This window comes from Chromobacterium haemolyticum (assembly GCF_002081825.1).
Classification (GTDB): Bacteria; Pseudomonadota; Gammaproteobacteria; order Burkholderiales; family Chromobacteriaceae; genus Chromobacterium; species Chromobacterium fluminis.
The window spans coordinates 19058-35935 of sequence record NZ_MUKU01000049.1 but is presented as its reverse complement, the minus strand read 5'-3'; the positions used below and the strand labels follow the sequence as shown (position 1 = coordinate 35935).

Below are 16878 nucleotides of genomic sequence, written 5' to 3'. Positions count from 1 at the left end.
TGCCGCAGCCGGAGTTTCACATCAAGCCGAACAAGGAAGCGGGGTACGAGCCGGTGGCGATGGTGCTGGCGGAGTCGCAGCGTTTGGGGGTGACCAAGCTGGGCATTGTGGGCTCCGAGCAGTTTGTACAGTAACCCACGGGCCTGACCAAGGCATTCCTTATATATGTCTTGTATATATGTTGTCTTTGTCATGAAGTTGATATTTGACCCGTTGTGAGGAAAAGGCAGCCTTTAGGCTGCCTTTATCTTGTCGTTGTGAGCCGGCCCGGCATTTTCACCGGAACCAAAACAAGGAAAACAGGGCCGCAGAGAAATGGAGTGAAAGGAACCCCGATGAAAATGAAGTTAGCCCTGATGGCCGCCAGCCTGTTGCTGGCCTGGCAAGCGCAAGCCAGCGCGGTGTCCGGCATCGACAAACAGCATTTCGACAACGCGGTGCGTCCGCAAGACGATATCTATCACGCGGTCAACGGCGCCTGGATCAAGCACGCGGTGCTGCCGGCGTCCGAAGACAACGACGGCGCCTTCAAGCAATTGCGCGACCTGAGCCTGGAGCGCAGCCGCAAGCTGATAGAAGAAGCCGCAGCCAAGCCGAACGCGTCGCCGGAGGCGCAGAAAATCGGCGACCTGTATCACAGCTTTATGGACGAGGCCGCGCTGGACAAACTGGGCCTGGCGCCGCTGCGCGGCGAGCTGGCGGAGATTGCCGCCTTGAAGGACAAGCGCGCGATGGCGGCCTGGATGGGCGCGGCGCAGGGTCTGGGCGTGCAACAGCCTTTGGCTTTTTACGTTGAGGCGGACGCCAAGGGCGCGCGTCAATACCTGGCCGGCTTGTATCAGAACGGCCTGAGCATGCCGGACCGCGACTACTATCTGGGCAAGGACGCGCGCTTCGAGAAAGCTCGCCAGGCCTATCGCGCCTACCTCGCAAAATTGTTCAAGCTGGGCGGCTACGCGGAACCGGAGCAGCGCGCCCAGCGCGTGTTTGCGCTGGAAACCAAGCTGGCCGAAGCCCAGTGGAGCAAGGTGCAGAACCGCGATCCGCAAAAGACTTACAACAAGATGAGCGTGGCCGAGCTGAAAAAGCGGGCGCCGGGCTTTGACTGGCAAGCTTTTCTGGACGCGGCCGAAGCCGGCGGCGTCAGCGCCGTCAACGTCAACCAGCCCAGCTACGCAGAGGCCTGGGCCAAGCTGGCGGCCGAGTTGCCGCTGCAAGACTGGCAGGACTATCTGACGGCGCAGACGCTGGACGCCTACGCGCCCTATCTGGACAGCGGCCTGGCGCAAACCCGTTTCGACTTTCACGGCAAGGCGCTGGCCGGCACGCTGGAGCAGCAGCCGCGCTGGAAGCGCGGGGTGAAAGCGGTGGAGGGCAATCTGGGGGAGGCTCTGGGCAAGCTCTACGTGCAGGCTTACTTCCCGCCGGAGTCCAAGGCCAAGATGGAAGCGCTGGTGGGCAATTTGATGAAGGCCTACGCCCAGAGCATAGACACGCTCAGCTGGATGAGCCCGGCCACCAAGAAGGCTGCGCAGGACAAGTTGTCCAAATACATGCTGAAGATAGGCTATCCCAATAAGTGGCGCGATTACGGCGGCCTGACGATCAAGCGGGACGACCTGGTGGGCAACATCAAGCGCGGCTCCTTGTTTGAATACCGCCGCATGCTGGCCCGCTTGGGCAAGCCGGTGGATCGCGAGGAGTGGGGGATGACGCCGCAAACCGTCAACGCTTACTACAACCCGTCGCTGAACGAGATCGTATTCCCGGCCGCTATTCTGCAGCCGCCGTTCTTCGACGCCAAGGCGGACGACGCAGCCAATTACGGCGGCATCGGCGCGGTGATCGGCCATGAAATCAGCCACGGATTCGACGATCAGGGCAGCCAGTTCGACGGCGACGGCAATATGCGCAATTGGTGGACGGCGGAAGACCGCGCCCGCTTCGATCAACTGACAGGCAAGCTGGTGGCGCAGTACAACGGCTACGAGCCCTTGCCGGGCAAGCACATCAACGGCGAGTTGACGCTGGGCGAAAACATCGCGGACAACGCCGGCCTGCAAATCGCCTACAAGGCCTACCAGCTGTCGCTGGGCGGCAAGCCCGCGCCGACAATAGACGGCATGAGCGGCGACCAGCGCTTCTTCTACGGCTTCGCCCAGGTGTGGCGCACCAAGATTCGCGACGAGGCCTTGCTGTCGCGCTTGGTGACCGATCCGCATTCGCCCGGCGAGTTCCGGGCCATCGGCGCGACGAGCAATAGCGATGCCTTTGCCGAAACCTTCGAAGTCAAGCCCGGCGACAAGATGTTCAAACCGAAAGACGAACGCATCCGTATTTGGTAAAACCGCCGTTTGCGGCCTGCTAGGCGTCGGCATGAAAGGAAAGGCCGGGACCTCCCGGCTTTTTCAATGAGCCGGCGCGTAGCATGGCTGAAATATGGCGGGCGCATAGTGAGCTGAACTTGGCGCTTGAACCGGCTGGGGGCCGACGGGGCGGTTCGGTTGACGCCTCGGAGCAAAAACTCTAAAAAAATGGATTTTCCTATAAGGCCGGGGGATAATGCCGGCCAGCATTCAGGAGAGATAGGCTGATTTGATGAAGTGCGTTGACGATTTCAGACTGCGGCTGGGCAAGCAGGAGCTGGTGCCCATCATGATTGGCGGTATGGGCGTGGACATCTCCACCTCGGCGCTGGCGCTGGAGGCGGCCAGGCTGGGCGGCGTGGGGCATATTTCCGACGCCATGGTGCCCACGGTGACCGACCGCCGCTTCAACACCAAATACGTCAAAGACAAGCTCAAGCAGTACAAATTCAATGTCGAGAACAGCGACAAATCCGTCGTGCAGTTCGACTTGGGTTTGCTGGCGGAAGCTACCCGCATGCATGTGGGCAAGACCATGGAAGCCAAACGCGGCGATGGCCTGGTCTTCATCAACTGCATGGAAAAGCTGACCATGAACGCGCCCAAGGAAACCTTGCGCACGCGCATGCATGCCGCGCTGGACGCCGGCATCGACGGCATCACCCTGGCTGCGGGTCTGCATCTGGGCTCCTTTGCGTTGATGGAAGATCACCCGCGCTTCCGCGACGCCAAACTCGGCATCATCGTCTCCTCGCTGCGCGCTCTGCAGTTGTTCCTGAAAAAGAGCGCGCGCAGCAACCGCCTGCCGGACTACGTGGTGGTGGAAGGCCCGCTGGCCGGCGGCCACCTGGGCTTCGGCATGGATTGGGCGCAATACGACCTGGCCGTCATTGTGGCTGAAATCCGTGATTGGCTGCGGGCCGAGCAACTGGACATCCCGCTGATTCCCGCTGGCGGCGTGTTCACCGGCAGCGATGCAACCCAGTTCCTGGAAATGGGCGCCGGCGCGGTGCAAGTGGCCACCCGCTTCACCGTGGCGCGCGAATGCGGCCTGCCGGAGAAAGTGCAGCAGGAGTACTTCAAGGCCAATGAGGACGACATCGAAGTCAATCAGCTGTCGCCCACCGGCTATCCGATGCGCATGATCAAGCACTGTCCGGCCATCGGCGACGGCATCCGCCCCAATTGCGAAGCTTACGGCTACCTGCTGGACGCCAAGGGCGGCTGTTCCTATATCGATGCCTACAACCGCGAAGTGGCCGCCCACCCCGGCGAGCGCCGCATCAAGGTGTGGGACAAGACCTGTTTGTGCACGCAGATGCGCAATTTCGATTGCTGGACCTGCGGCCAGAATACCTATCGTCTCAAAGACACCACAGTCCAGCGTGAAGACGGCAGCTATCAACTGCTCAGCGCCGAGCACGTGTTTCACGACTACCAATACAGCAAGGATCACCAGGTCGCCTTGCCGGAGTTGGAGAGTACTGCTGTGGTATGAGTTGAAGGCCTAACTAGGGACTGAGGTTTGTGCTTTCCCATGGACATGAAAGCGGCGCGCCAATCCGGCGCGCCGCTTTTTTTACGCCTTAGCTATTGCGGCCGGGCGTTTTGCCTTCCAGCTCGGTTTTGGCGATTAGCGCGCGTTGCATCGCGTGCACGCTGTCCACGTGCTGGCAGACGTCGCAGCGCAGCGCGCCAAGCACCATCAATTGCTCCGCGTAGTTGAAGAAACCAACCCAATAGCCGCGGGCATGGTGAGGGTCGCGGAAGTCGATGTCGTAGGCGATCTTGCCGAGCAGGTTCTTGTTGTGACTTCAGGTACTGGGCCAGATGGGCGGCGCATTCGCGGCCGTAGGCGCAGGCGTCCACGTAGTCGTCGGCGGGCGGCGTTTGCCAATGGTGGGGCTGGCCGCGTTGCGGCAGGTGGCGGACGAAGGGCAGCTGCGTGGCCTGGGTTTCGTGAAGCTTGGGCCAGTAATGACGGCGCGGGGAAGTGCTTGGGACATTAGGGATACTCCTAATGAGCGTGTGCATGATGTCTCCGCTTCTCGGTTCCAGTCGGGAGGCGGGCGCAAGACCACTGGACTGGAACACCGATCACTCTCCACTCGGCACGGCCGAAGCCGTTCCCGCAGCCTGCGCCCGTCGTATGGGAGTGCTCAGGCGGCGAACAAGAAGGGCCGCAACGCGGCCCGTTCGCTGAGAGTGAAGTTTTTTGGGGTTCCAGTCCCAGTACCGGATGTGGATCGGCACGTAGGCGATTGTGGCGGCGCGGGCGGGGCGGGTCAAGGGCCCGCGGCCGCCGAGTTTTGGGCTGGTTCCTCCCATCTGTTCTGTTGGCGGCGATCGCGCTTGGTTTGTGCCATAACGATAGTCAGACGTCTTCATTTGATATGCTCAACTGTTTCCTAATTAAACCTGCATTTATTAGTAAGTTTTTGTTAATTCTAAAACAATATAATTTGTAATAAAAACTATCAAATAGACCTTCCAATTTAAATGTCACTTGTACTAGAATGAAATTGAACCGGTTAAGCTTACAAAAAAAGCTAAAACCTAAAAGTGTTTGATTACTAATGGTGGGATTTGGAAAGGAAGGTCGAAAATGAAACGTCTGCACGCACTTGGACTGGCAGCCCTGCTTTCCGCTCTTTCTACCGCAGCAATGGCCCAAGGCGGCCAAGTTCATTTCTACGGCGCCATCGTTGAAGGCGGCTGCAGCGCCCAGACTCACGAAGTGGCCAGCACCGACGCGGCCCGCGCCAAGCCCGCTCTCGAACTCAATCAATGCGCCAGCCCGGCCAAGCTGACGCTGGATAGCGAAGCCGCCGCCCAGCAAGGCAAGATCGCCAGCCTGAACGTGCGCAAAGGCGAGAACCAGTTCAGCAGCCGCGATCTGCTGAAGAGCGCCACCGCCCGGGCTGGCGCGGTGAATCTGGTGGTCAATTACTTCTGATCGCAGTTCAAATCTGCTCAATAAATCAGCAAAAAACCCACACAACATAAGTTGTGTGGGTTTTCTTTATTTGAAGTGTTGTTTTATTGCAAATATCGCTCAATTCTTAACAAACCCCTGAAATAAAACAAATATTCAATATTGATTCATCAAATCGTTTAAAGTCGGCGAGGCGTGTTTTTGCGTGCATTTTAAAGAAAAAATTTAATATGAAACAAAAAAACCTACGCAATTAGTCGGCTTGCTACTATGCGTCTGCGTTCCAGTACTGCAGGTCAGCACTGGCGGATGGTCCGCGACGCGGCAAGCGAGGCTGCTGTGCGGTTTGAGAATGATTACCTTTAGTTGGAGTCAAGAATGAAAAAATTTGTATTTGCTGGTTCCCTGATGGCTGTTGCCGCTTCCTCCATTTTCGCCGCCGCCGGCACCCTGGATGTTAAGGGCGAAATCGTTACCGCAGCTTGCGGCCTGGATTCCAAGAGCGTGAACCTGGAAGTTGGTCTGGGCAAAGTGCCGACCCACGTGTTCAAGAAAGTGGGCGACCGTTCGGCTCCGACCCCGTTCCAAATGACTCTGACCGACTGCACCACCACCACGCTGAAGACCGTGGCTGTGATGTTCTCCGGCACCGCTGGCACCAACAACGAACTGATGGCTCTGAAGAGCGGCGGCGCCAAGGGCGTGGGCGTTCGTCTGGTGAACACCAACAACGGCGACCAGATCAAGCTGAACCAGTACGGCACCGCCCTGAACCTGGTTGATGGCAACAACACTCTGAACTTCAGCGCCGCATACGAAGCCGACGGCAAAACCGGCGACGCGGTAGCCGTGACCCCGGGTCAAGCCGATGCCTTCGCCGTATTCGATCTGCAGTACAAGTAATCCGCAGTTCGATTCAAAAACGGAACGAAGCAAAGTTCCGGCCCCTGTTTCCTTGTGCCCTGACGGTCTGTTCGCTTAGGCGATGATCAGGCCTGGTTTGTCCGCTGTCAGCAATGAGTAGTCTGCAAACCAGGGCATGAGGATAGTCATCTGCAAGCATTCCCCCAAGGCATATTCCTGCGCCTGAAAATCGGCGCGGCTTCGTCATTGCCTGGCGGGACAGAATCAAGGCCGGCGCGATTTGGCGCGACGGCGTGTTTTTGGCAAAGCTGCCGCCAGGCGGCGCATGCACTTAAATCGGGATATCAGCAGGCATGAACAAGCATCGCATTCACATTGTGGCAATGGCGCTGACGCTCGGCCCTTGCATTGCGCATGCGGTGGAGTTCAACGACGCCTTTTTGCAACTGGACCCGAGCAGCAGCGTGAGCCTGGAGCAGTTCGAGCAGGCCGGCTATATCGTGCCGGGCCGCTATATTGCCGATGTGTATTTGAACCAGCGCTTTTTACAGCAGTTGGAGCTGGATTTCCGCCCGGAAGGCGCCGATCAGACGGTGCGCCCGTGTCTGCCGCCGGATTTGATCCGCCAGCTTGGCCTGCGCTCCGGCATTGTCTGGCCGCAGAACGAGCAGTGTGTTGATTTGTCCGCGGTCAGCGCCGCCAAAGTGCGTTACAGCAAGAGCAACGCGCGCCTGGACATCTCGGTGCCGCAGGCGGAACTGGCTTATCGCGATGAAGACTACGCGCCGCCGGAAACCTGGAACGACGGCGTGCCGGCCGCGATGCTGGATTACCGGGTGTTCTATCAGCGCACCGACAACGGTCTTGGCGCCAGCAGCAGCAAGACCACCAGCTATGGCGTGGCCGGGGCTAACGCCGGTCCCTGGCGCTTGCGCTCCAATTATCAATACGACGACAGTGTGACTAACCGCAGCCGTCTGAGCTGGAACAATACCCAGGTCTACCGCGATCTGAGAGGCATGCAGGCGCGCCTGACTTTGGGCGAAGTGTTCAAGACCTCCGAGATTTTCGACGCCTTTTCCATGCGCGGCGCCACGCTGAACAGCGACGACCGCATGATTCCGCAAAGCCTGCGCGGCTATGCGCCGCAGGTCAACGGCGTGGCCAAGACCAATGCCAAGGTGACCATCCGCAACCAAGGGCGGGTACTCTACACCACTAATGTGCCGCCGGGCCCGTTTTCCATTCGCGATCTGAGCAGCAGCACCCAAGGGCAGTTGGATGTGACGGTGGAAGAGGCCGACGGCAGCCAGCAGACCTTTACCGTCAACACCGCTTCGGTGCCCTTCCTGACGCGCAACGGCATGTGGCGCTACAAGGCCGCCATCGGCCAGGCCGATCAGAACGGCAGCACGTCCCACCCTAGTGTGGCCAGCGCCGAGGCGTCCTACGGCCTGACTCAGACCTTGTCGCTGTACAGCGGCTTCATCGCCTCCACGGACTACCGCTCTCTGGCGATGGGCTTCGCCAAGGATCTCGGCGGCTGGGGCGCTTTGTCCGCCGATGTGACCCAGGCCAACGCTCAAATGCGCGGTGGCGTGAACATGGCCGGCCGTTCTTACCGTTTCAACTACGCCAAGAAGTTTGAAAGCCTGAACGCGGACATCCGCCTGTTCGGCTATCGCTTTTCGGACCGTAATTTCCGATCCTTCGGTCAATTCCTCAGCGATCTGGACGGCCAGACCTATATCAGCGACAAACAGCGGGTGGGTATGACCGCCAGCAAGACCTTCGGCCAGACCAATGTGTTTCTGTCGGCGGAAAAGTCCACTTATTGGAATGCCACCGCCACTCAGCGGGTGGATTTATCGCTAAGCCGCGACATCAATATCGGCTCCTTGCGCAACGTCAGCCTCAACCTGTCGGTGCAGAACCTGCGCGATCGGACCGGCAGCAGCAACCGCGTTTATCTGGGCTTGAGCATGCCGCTGGAAAACAACCGCCGCATCGGCTACGACGTTCAGGGCAGCGCCGGCAATACTAGCCACACCGTCCGTTACTCGGACAGCAGCAACCCCAACCACAGCTACAACGTGGCGATGAGCGCGGATACCCGCTCCGGCAAGCCGCTGGTGTCCGGCGACTATCATTACACCGGCCGCGTGGTGCAGGCCGACGTTTCGGCCAGCAAGCAGCAGGGCGGTTACAGCAGCGTGTCCGCCGGGATGGGCAGCTCGCTGGTATTGCACGCCGGTGGTCTGACCATGGGCAACAGCTACGGCGGCGAAACCCGCATGCTGGTGGATACCGACGGCGTGGCCGGCGTGCCGGTATACGGGGTGTCGGCGCAAACCGACCGCAACGGCTACGCCATGCTGAGCAGCGTGGCGCCGTACTACAGCCAGGATGTGCGTCTGGACGACGACAATATGCCGGACTCGGTGGAAGCCAGCTCCGCGGTACGCCGCGTGGTGCTGACCGAAGGCGCGGTGGGCCGTACCGAGTTCCCGGTCAAAGTGGGACGCAAGGCTTTGCTGACGGTGCGGCTGCCGGATGGCAAAATGCCGCCTTTGGGCGCCACCGTGAGCGATGTGGCCGGCAAGCGCGACGTCGGCATGGTGGGCGACGGCGGCCTGACCTTCGTCACCGGCTTGAGCCCGACGCCCAAGTTGGAAATTTCCTGGGGCAAGACGCGCTGCCGCGTGGACCCGCTGCCGGCCGATTACGAGCTGAGCCAAGGCGGCCGCGACATGACGTGCACGCCTCTCGCAGAATAAAGAATAAGGAATCGATATGAAAACTCTTCATCGCGCACTGGGGCTGGCGAGTGTTTTGGCTGCGCTGACCGCGCCGCTGACGGCGCAGGCCAACATCTTGCTGGACCGTACCCGGATGATTTATCTGGAGCAGGACAAGAACGTCAGCATGGTGCTGAGCAACAAGAACCCGGAGCAACCTTATCTGGTTCAGTCCTGGCTCAGCGACGGCGAGGGCAAGCGCCTGGCTTCCCCCTTCCTGGTGCTGCCGCCGCTACAACGCATCGAGGCCGGCGAGAAGGGCGTGGTGCGCTTGAGCCGCATTCCCGATCCCAACTTGCCGTCCGACCGAGAATCGCTGTTTTATCTGAACGTGCAGGAAGTCCCGCCCAAGAGCGACAAGGACAATGTGTTGCAGCTGGCGATCAAGTCGCGCATCAAGGTGTTCTACCGTCCCAAGGAAGCGCAATTGCCGCGTGGCGAAAATCCGGCCAACAAGTTGCTGCTGAGCTTCGACGCCGCCGCCGGCAAGCTGGTGTTCAAGAACCCGAGTCCCTACCACCTGACCCTGGTGGGCTTGGAACTGCCCGGCGACAAGAAGCCGCGCGATATGGACGGCTTGATGGTGCCGCCCAAGGGCGAGGCCCGCTTTGCGCTGAAGGCGCTACCGGCCAGTCTGAAGCTGAGCAACATCAATGATTTCGGCGCTCAGGACACCTTTACCTTTGTTTGCGCGGACGGCCAATGCCAATACCGCGAAGACAAGAAATAATTCCGCAAGCGCACAGCGCAGGGAGAGCCCATGTTGAATCGTCGTTTGCCGCGTTTGGTGTTGATGGCCGCGCTGGCCATGCTGCCGGCCTTGAGTCATGCGTTGGCGTGCAAGGAAGGGGGGCGCAATGGCAGCGTGATGATTACCGAGGACATAGGCTCCACGGTGGCGGTGCCAATCACCCTGCCAAGCGGCGAGATCATCTGGCACTCCTCGGTGCGTACGGTCAATGTCTCTTGCTACAAAGACCATAATGGCTTGCGGGAGGCGGAGGAGGTGTTCTTCTATCCTAACCCGCGCAAGGACAGTTCTCCGCAGGGGGTGCAGTTTGGCGTGATGTATAACGGGCGCCCCAATTTCGACCCCAATCTGCGGATTGCGACGGGTCAGGTCATTCCGAAGTGCCCGTCCAATATCGCATTGAATCAGTGCCCGACAACGGATTTTTCCTTGAGCTTCCAGGTGGTGATCGCCACCAAGACGCCGTATCCCGGCAATGGGAGCGTCGGCAAGTCGCAGTTTGAAGTCTTACAGTTCGACGGGGTCGGCGGGATCAACGACATCAAGGGCAGCAATCTGGTTTACAAGGTGACCGGGCTGGACAAGATCCGTTTCATCCAGTGCGCGGTGAAGGTCAGCCTGAATCCGGCCAGCAATGCTTTGGACTTCGGCAAAATCGCCAAAACCGTCAAGGGGCTCAACCCGGCGGTGCCGCGCAGGGACTTTGCCCTGAAGCTTGAGAAAACCTGCGACGATCCGGTCAAGGTCAACGGCTATTTCCGCGGCATCAACGGCAAGGCGGATACCTATACCGCCACTTTGGTGAAAAAGAAGGACAACTCGGATAGCGGGCTTGGCTTGCAACTGTTTTACGGCGACGGACGTCAGCTGCGGCTGGAGCAGTCGGAGTTCCTGGCGGAGTTTTTCAAGGGCGACCGTCAGAAAACCGTGCCGATGTTCGCCACCATCGTCCCCACCAATATGGGCAAGGTGGAAGAAGGCCCGTTCCAAGGCACGGTCAATATCGATCTGGATTATATCTGAGCGGCTTGAGCCCTCTGGTATGAGGGCGGCGAGACGGCGAACTGAATTGGCGTAAGGAGTGGAGCAATGAAATTCAAGGCGATGGTGCTGGCTTTGGCGCTGGCGGCGCCGTTGGCGCAGGCGGCGGACGGCACCTTGAACGTTTTCGGCGAACTGGTGTTGAGCGCCTGCGGTCTGGACCCCAACTCGCAGAGCCTGGAAGTGGGCATGGGTCTGGTGTCCTCGCAAATGTTCCGCAAAATCGGCGACCGTTCCCGCCCGGTGTCCTTCGATATCCGGCTGACCGAGTGCTCTATCGACACCATGACCACGGTGGCGGTGCGCTTTAACGGAGAGGCCGACCGCGACAACGGCGAACTGATGGCGATCAACGGCAGCGCCGCCGGCGTGGGCATCCGGCTGATGGGGCCGGGCGGCGGCGACATTGTGCTGGGCCAGTATTCGCCGCTGGTGGGCTTGACCAACGGCAGCAACACCCTGCGTTTCAATGCGATGTACGAATCCACCCGCGCGCCGGTGCCGCAAGGGCAGGAGGGCGGGATCAAGCCGGGCTCGGCCAACGGCCTGGCTCAGTTCGACCTGCGCTATATGTAAGCCCAGGCGATGAAAACAGCCCTGTCTTCAACTGAGGACAGGGCTGTTTTCGTTTTGGAGCGTGGATTTTGGTGGGCGGACTCAGCCGGCCAACCAATTGCCGGGGTGCGCCTCTAGCCAGGTCTTGATGTTTTTGGCGTCGTTGACGCGAGCGGCACTACCGCCGGCGGCCAACAACACGATGATCAGGGGTTGGGAACCCACCGTGGCTTGCAATACCATGCAGCGACCGGCCTCTTGGATGTAGCCGGTTTTTTGCAGTGAAATTTCCCAGTCGCCTTCGCGCACCAGCGCGTTGCTGTTCTTGTATTGCAGCACGCGGCGGCTTACCGATTGAATCTGGTGTTTCTCCGTGGTGGTGAAGGCCCGGATCAGCGGATAGCCGTGCGCGGCGCGGACCATGCGGGCGAGATCCGCGGCGGTGGAGGTGTTGCGCATGTCCAGGCCGGTGGCGTCGTGGAAAATGGTCTCGGTCATGCCCAGGCTGCGCGCTTTACGGTTCATGCGCTCCACGAAGGTGGCGGTGCCGCCGGGCAGCGCGGTGCGGGCCAGGGTGGCGGCGGCGCGATTTTCAGACGACATCAGCGCCAGCAGCAGCATTTCCTTGCGGCTGAGGGTGGTGCCCACCGCCAGGCGCGAGGAGGTGTTTTTCACCCGGTCGATTTCGGCGTCGGACACGGTCACCTCCTGGTCCAGCGAGGCGCCGGAATCCAGCAGCACCATCGCCGTCATCAATTTGGTGATCGAAGCGATCGGCATGCGTTGATGGATGTTCTTCTGATATAAGGGTTCGCCGGTGATGCCGTTGAGCACCAATACCGAATGCGAATTCAGCCGCGGAACGGACAGGTCGGCCATTTGCGAGGCCACCATCACGCTGGACGGCGAACCTGCCAGCACCGGCATGGCTAACGCCGCGGATACCAGCAGGCTTGCAATTTTCTTGATCATGCTTCACTCCAGGGAGAGCGGATTTAACGAAATCTCGGACCGAAAAATAGGCTCGCGGCGTCTGCGCCGCAAGCCGTGTTTTATGCTCGGTCTGACTGTATTTTAAACAATGTTTTGACTGTGTATAGCCTGAATCGCAGCTTTATTTATATGCGGTCGCGTCGGGGGTGTGAAGCAAGGGCGAACCGCGTAGAATCAGGCCATCTACTCCGATGTCTCGACCCATGCTGCGCACCTATCCCAACAGTCCGTTCAAACTGCATCAACCATTCGAGCCGGCCGGCGACCAGCCGGGCGCCATCGCCCAATTGCTGGAAGGGCTGGGCGACGGCCTGTCTTATCAGACCTTGCTGGGGGTGACCGGGTCCGGCAAAACCTACACCATGGCCAACGTCATCGCTCAAAGCGGCCGTCCGGCCATCATCATGGCGCACAACAAGACGTTGGCGGCGCAGCTCTACAGCGAGATGCGGGAGTTTTTCCCGGAAAACGCCGTCGAGTATTTCGTTTCTTATTACGACTACTATCAGCCGGAAGCCTATGTGCCCAGCCGCGATCTTTTCATCGAAAAAGATTCCAGCATCAACGAGCATATTGAGCAGATGCGCTTGTCGGCGACCAAGTCCATTCTGGAGCGGCCGGACTGCATCATCGTCGCCACCGTTTCCGCCATCTACGGCATTGGCGATCCCTCCGACTATCATCAGATGATTCTGCATCTGAAAGAAGGGGAGACGCTGGCGCAGCGCGACATCATCAGCCGGCTGACCACCATGCAGTACGACCGCAACGATATCGACTTCGGCCGTGGCACCTTCCGCGTGCGCGGCGATGTGATCGACATCTACCCGGCGGAGAGCAGTGACACCGCGCTGCGCGTCAGCATGTTCGACGATGAAGTGGAAACGCTGACGCTGTTCGATCCGTTGACCGGGGTCACCAAGCAGCGGGTCGGGCGCTTCACGGTATTTCCATCCAGCCACTATGTGACGCCGCGCGACACTGTGCTGCGCGCCTGTGAACACATCAAGGAAGAGTTGCGCGAACGCATCGAGCGCTATCAGAAAGACGGCAAGCTGGTCGAAGCGCAGCGCCTGGAGCAGCGTACCCGCTTTGACCTGGAAATGCTGTATGAAATGGGGTTTTGCAAAGGCATCGAGAACTACTCCCGGCATTTCTCCGGTCGCGGCCCGGGCGACCCGCCGCCGACGCTGATCGACTACCTGCCGAAGAACGCGCTGATGTTCATCGACGAATCCCACGTCACCGTGCCCCAAGTCGGCGCCATGTACAAGGGCGACGCCGCGCGCAAAGCCAATCTGGTCGAGTACGGCTTCCGCTTGCCGTCGGCCGCCGATAACCGGCCGTTGAAGTTCCATGAGTTCGAACAACTGATGCCGCAAACCGTGTTCGTGTCCGCCACACCGGCCAACTACGAGAAGGAACACGCCGGCCAGGTGGTGGAGCAAGTGGTGCGACCCACCGGCCTGGTGGATCCGGTGATGGAAGTGAGGCCAGTGGCCACCCAGGTGGATGATCTATTGTCCGAGATCCGGCTGCGCATGGAAAAGGGCGAGCGCGTGCTGGTCACCACGCTGACCAAACGCATGTCCGAACAGCTGGCCGATTACTACACCGAGCACGGCCTCAAGGTGCGCTATCTGCACAGCGACATCGACACGGTGGAGCGGGTGGAAATCATCCGCGACCTGCGCTTGGGCGTGTTCGACGTGTTGATCGGCATCAATCTGCTGCGCGAAGGCCTGGATATTCCGGAAGTTAGCCTGGTGGCGATTCTGGACGCGGACAAGGAAGGCTTCCTGCGTTCGGATCGTTCCTTGATTCAGACCATAGGGCGGGCCGCGCGCAACCTCAACGGCAAGGCCTTGCTCTATGCGGACCGCATTACCGACTCGATGAAGCGGGCGATGGACGAGACCGAACGCCGCCGCGCCAAGCAGATGGCCTTCAACGCCGAGCACGGCATCGTGCCCAGAGGGGTGGAGAAGAAGATCAAGGACATCATCGACGGCGTCTACAGCGTGGAGGATGAACGCAAGAAGCTGGTGGACAACGCCAGAGTGGCGATGATGGACGAAAAATCCCTGGCCAAGGAAATCAAGCGTCTGGAGAAGGAAATGATGGAGGCCGCGCGCAATCTGGAGTTCGAAAAAGCGGCCGGCCTGCGCGACCAGCTGAAGCATTTGAAGGAGCAGGCCTGGATCAACGATCTATAAAACCTGTTCAAAAGTCTGCCGCGCGGTGGTGATGCGGTGTTGAAAACAGCCTCGAAATGCTCATGTGCCTGCGGTGCCTTCCGCTTTCTCAGCCGTTTTCGCCTTGTCTTGTTCGCGAGACTTTGAACAGATTCTAAGGGTCTTGCTGTTTTGTTTGCGCAACGCCCCGTTCGAGTTCGAGCGGGGCGTCGTCTTTATTAATGGAGCGTTGCCGCCCGCTGCTGTCGGCGATAGCGCTGCGCCAGCGCCGCGCAAGCCATCAACTGGATCTGATGGAACAGCATCAGCGGCAGCACGATGGAGCCCAGCGCCGGCGCGGCGAACAGCACCTTGGCCATGGGCACGCCGCTGGCCAGGCTTTTCTTGGAGCCGCAAAACACGATGGTGATCTGGTCCGCGCGGGAGAAGCCCAGCTTGCGGCTCAGCAGCATGGTGATGGTCAGCAGCAGGCCGAGCAGCACCAGATTGACCAGCAGCAGCGCGGCCAGCGCCCGGGGAGGCGTTTGTCGCCACAGTCCGCTGATCACCGCGGCGCTGAAGGCGGTGTAGACCACCAGCAAGATGGACCCCTGATCGACATAGCGCAGCAAGCCCTTGTTGCGGTCCACCCAGCCTCCTATCCAGCGGCGGGCGATCTGGCCGGCGACGAAGGGCAGCAGCAACTGCATCACGATGTCCAGCACCGGCCCCCAGCCCTGGCCTACGCCATGGTGTTTAACCACCAGCAGGCTGACCAGCAACGGGGTGATGAAGATGCCAAGGATGTTGGACGCGGTGGCGCTGCAAATGGCGGCCGGTACATTGCCCTGCGCCATCGAAGTGAAGGCGATGGACGACTGCACGGTGGAAGGCAGCATGCACAAATAAAGGATGCCTAGGTAGAGCTGCGGCGTCAGCAGCGGCTGCAGTACCGGTTGCAGCAGCAGGCCAAGAGCCGGGAAGAGCAAGAAGGTGCAGCCCAGCACCACCAGGTGCAGGCGCCAGTGAGAGGCGCCGGCCAGCACGGCCTCGCGGGACAGCTTGGCGCCGTGCAAGAAGAACAGCAGCGCGATCGCCAGATTAGTGACGAGATTGAGCGCGACCGCGGCGTCGCCGGAGCAGGGCAGCGCGCTGGCCAAAGCGACGGTGGCAAGCAGAGACAGCGTGAAGGCGTCGAGTAGTTTGGGCATGGGGCGTACGTCGGTGCGGCGATGGCAGGAGAAACCGCTATTGAACCGCAGCGCAATTGAGAATACAAATGCATTTATCTGATCTATTTATGAGTTATTGGTATGAATGTGACTTTGCGCCAATTGCGGGTGTTCCAGGCCGTGATCGAACTGGGTGGTTTCAGCCGTGCAGGCGACGCGCTGGGTCTGACTCAGCCGGCGGTCAGCCGCGCGGTGAGAGAGCTGGAACAGGCCTTGGGCCTGCGTTTGTTCGACCGCACCACGCGGGAGGTAGAACCCACCGCGGCGGCTCGTCGTCTGCAGGGGAAGCTGACGCGGGTGCTGGAGGCGCTGCAAGAGGCGCTGAGCGAAGCTCGGATGGAGGGCGCGCAGGCCCACGGCGTAGTGCGAGTGGCCAGCAGCCCCACCTTGTCGGCCAGCCTGATGCCTCTGTTGATCGCGCGTTGTCGGCAGCGCTATCCGCAATTGAGGCTGGTGTTGCACGACCAGGTGCAACGGCTGAACGTCGACGCGGTTACGAGCGGGGAGGTGGATTTTGGCCTGGTGGTGGAGCCCGACGCGGCCGTTCCGCTGGAGAGCGAGCCCTTGCTGGAGGACGATTTCTGGTTGGTGTGCCGCAGCGACCACGATTTGGCCGCTCATGAGGCCGCGCATTGGGCGCAGCTGGATGGCCTGCCGCTGGTGTTGCTGGACCACAGCTCCGGCAGCCGCAGGCTGATTGATGAGCTGCTGCTCAAGCACGGCTTGGCATGCGAAGTGACACAGCAATTGGGGCACTCGCAATCGGTGTTCCGGATGGTGGCCGCCGGCTTGGGCCTCAGCGTCACGCCGGGGTTGGCCATGCCGCTGCCCGCTGGTGGCGGTTTGAGCGTATTGCCGCTGCTGCCGGTGGAAAGGCGCCGTATTGTGTTGATCAAACGGCCTAACCGTTCCCTGTCCCCGCTCGCGCGGAAGGTTTGGCAACTGGCGCTGGAAATGCGCGCGGAACTGGCCGCCGCGGCGCGGCCGGCCGCCTGGGGCGGCTGAGTTTGCCGGGCATGGCCGGGGCGCTTGCTGGAAAAGACGAAGGCCGCGGGCTATTTAGATACTAGCAGGGGCAAAAACGGGGCCAGGGACGCCGCGCGGCGTAAAACAGCGCAGCGGGCTTGGTTACGGAGGCCCGAAGCGGGCGCCGGTAGTGAAAACAGCCA

At 60.3% G+C, this 16878-nt stretch carries 12 protein-coding genes; 10 read left to right on the top strand and 2 right to left on the bottom strand.

The annotated features are described in order from the left end of the window. Positions 1 to 335: 335 nt before the first annotated feature. From B0T39_RS22765 to B0T39_RS22730, 8 genes are all read left to right on the top strand, one after another. The gene (locus tag B0T39_RS22765; RefSeq protein WP_081550763.1) at positions 336 to 2345 is read left to right on the top strand and encodes a M13 family metallopeptidase; all 2010 of its coding nucleotides are present in this window, start codon (positions 336 to 338) and stop codon (positions 2343 to 2345) included. A gap of 253 nt (positions 2346 to 2598) precedes the next feature. Continuing rightward, the gene (locus B0T39_RS22760; protein ID WP_081550761.1) at positions 2599 to 3864 is read left to right on the top strand and encodes a nitronate monooxygenase; all 1266 of its coding nucleotides are present in this window, start codon (positions 2599 to 2601) and stop codon (positions 3862 to 3864) included. 1107 nt (positions 3865 to 4971) lie between these two features. After that, on the top strand, positions 4972 to 5322 hold the full coding sequence (locus B0T39_RS22755) for a hypothetical protein (RefSeq protein ID WP_141111366.1): 351 nt from the start codon (positions 4972 to 4974) through the stop codon (positions 5320 to 5322). A gap of 357 nt (positions 5323 to 5679) precedes the next feature. Next, on the top strand, positions 5680 to 6204 hold the full coding sequence (locus tag B0T39_RS22750) for a fimbrial protein (protein WP_048414004.1): 525 nt from the start codon (positions 5680 to 5682) through the stop codon (positions 6202 to 6204). Positions 6205 to 6518: 314 nt separating this feature from the next. Continuing rightward, the gene (locus B0T39_RS22745; RefSeq protein ID WP_081550757.1) at positions 6519 to 8942 is read left to right on the top strand and encodes a fimbria/pilus outer membrane usher protein; all 2424 of its coding nucleotides are present in this window, start codon (positions 6519 to 6521) and stop codon (positions 8940 to 8942) included. A gap of 16 nt (positions 8943 to 8958) precedes the next feature. Beyond that, positions 8959 to 9693, top strand: a complete 735-nt coding sequence (locus tag B0T39_RS22740) for a fimbrial biogenesis chaperone (protein ID WP_081550755.1) — start codon at positions 8959 to 8961, stop codon at positions 9691 to 9693. A gap of 30 nt (positions 9694 to 9723) precedes the next feature. After that, entirely contained in the window at positions 9724 to 10737 is a 1014-nt protein-coding gene (locus B0T39_RS22735; RefSeq protein ID WP_081550753.1) for a fimbrial protein, read from the top strand. A gap of 66 nt (positions 10738 to 10803) precedes the next feature. Then, positions 10804 to 11331 carry a fimbrial protein gene (locus B0T39_RS22730; protein ID WP_081550751.1) on the top strand — a complete coding sequence of 176 codons (528 nt, stop codon included), beginning with the start codon at positions 10804 to 10806 and terminating at the stop codon, positions 11329 to 11331. Positions 11332 to 11412: 81 nt separating this feature from the next. Here B0T39_RS22730 and B0T39_RS22725 read toward each other — a convergent pair whose 3' ends face one another. Next, on the bottom strand, positions 11413 to 12282 hold the full coding sequence (locus B0T39_RS22725) for a D-alanyl-D-alanine carboxypeptidase family protein (RefSeq protein WP_081550749.1): 870 nt from the start codon (positions 12280 to 12282) through the stop codon (positions 11413 to 11415). A gap of 224 nt (positions 12283 to 12506) precedes the next feature. On the opposite strand from B0T39_RS22725, the gene uvrB reads away from it, so the two are divergent. Beyond that, positions 12507 to 14519, top strand: coding sequence for an excinuclease ABC subunit UvrB (uvrB, locus tag B0T39_RS22720; protein WP_081550747.1), 2013 nt, complete (start codon positions 12507 to 12509; stop codon positions 14517 to 14519). A 197-nt stretch (positions 14520 to 14716) separates the two neighbouring features. On the opposite strand, the gene B0T39_RS22715 is transcribed toward uvrB, so the two are convergent. Next, the gene (locus tag B0T39_RS22715) at positions 14717 to 15688 is read right to left on the bottom strand and encodes a bile acid:sodium symporter family protein (RefSeq protein WP_081550745.1); all 972 of its coding nucleotides are present in this window, start codon (positions 15686 to 15688) and stop codon (positions 14717 to 14719) included. 102 nt (positions 15689 to 15790) lie between these two features. Here B0T39_RS22715 and B0T39_RS22710 point away from each other — a divergent pair, with 102 nt between their 5' ends. Further along, positions 15791 to 16714, top strand: a complete 924-nt coding sequence (locus tag B0T39_RS22710) for a LysR family transcriptional regulator (protein WP_081550743.1) — start codon at positions 15791 to 15793, stop codon at positions 16712 to 16714. The last annotated feature ends 164 nt before the right edge of the window (positions 16715 to 16878 follow it).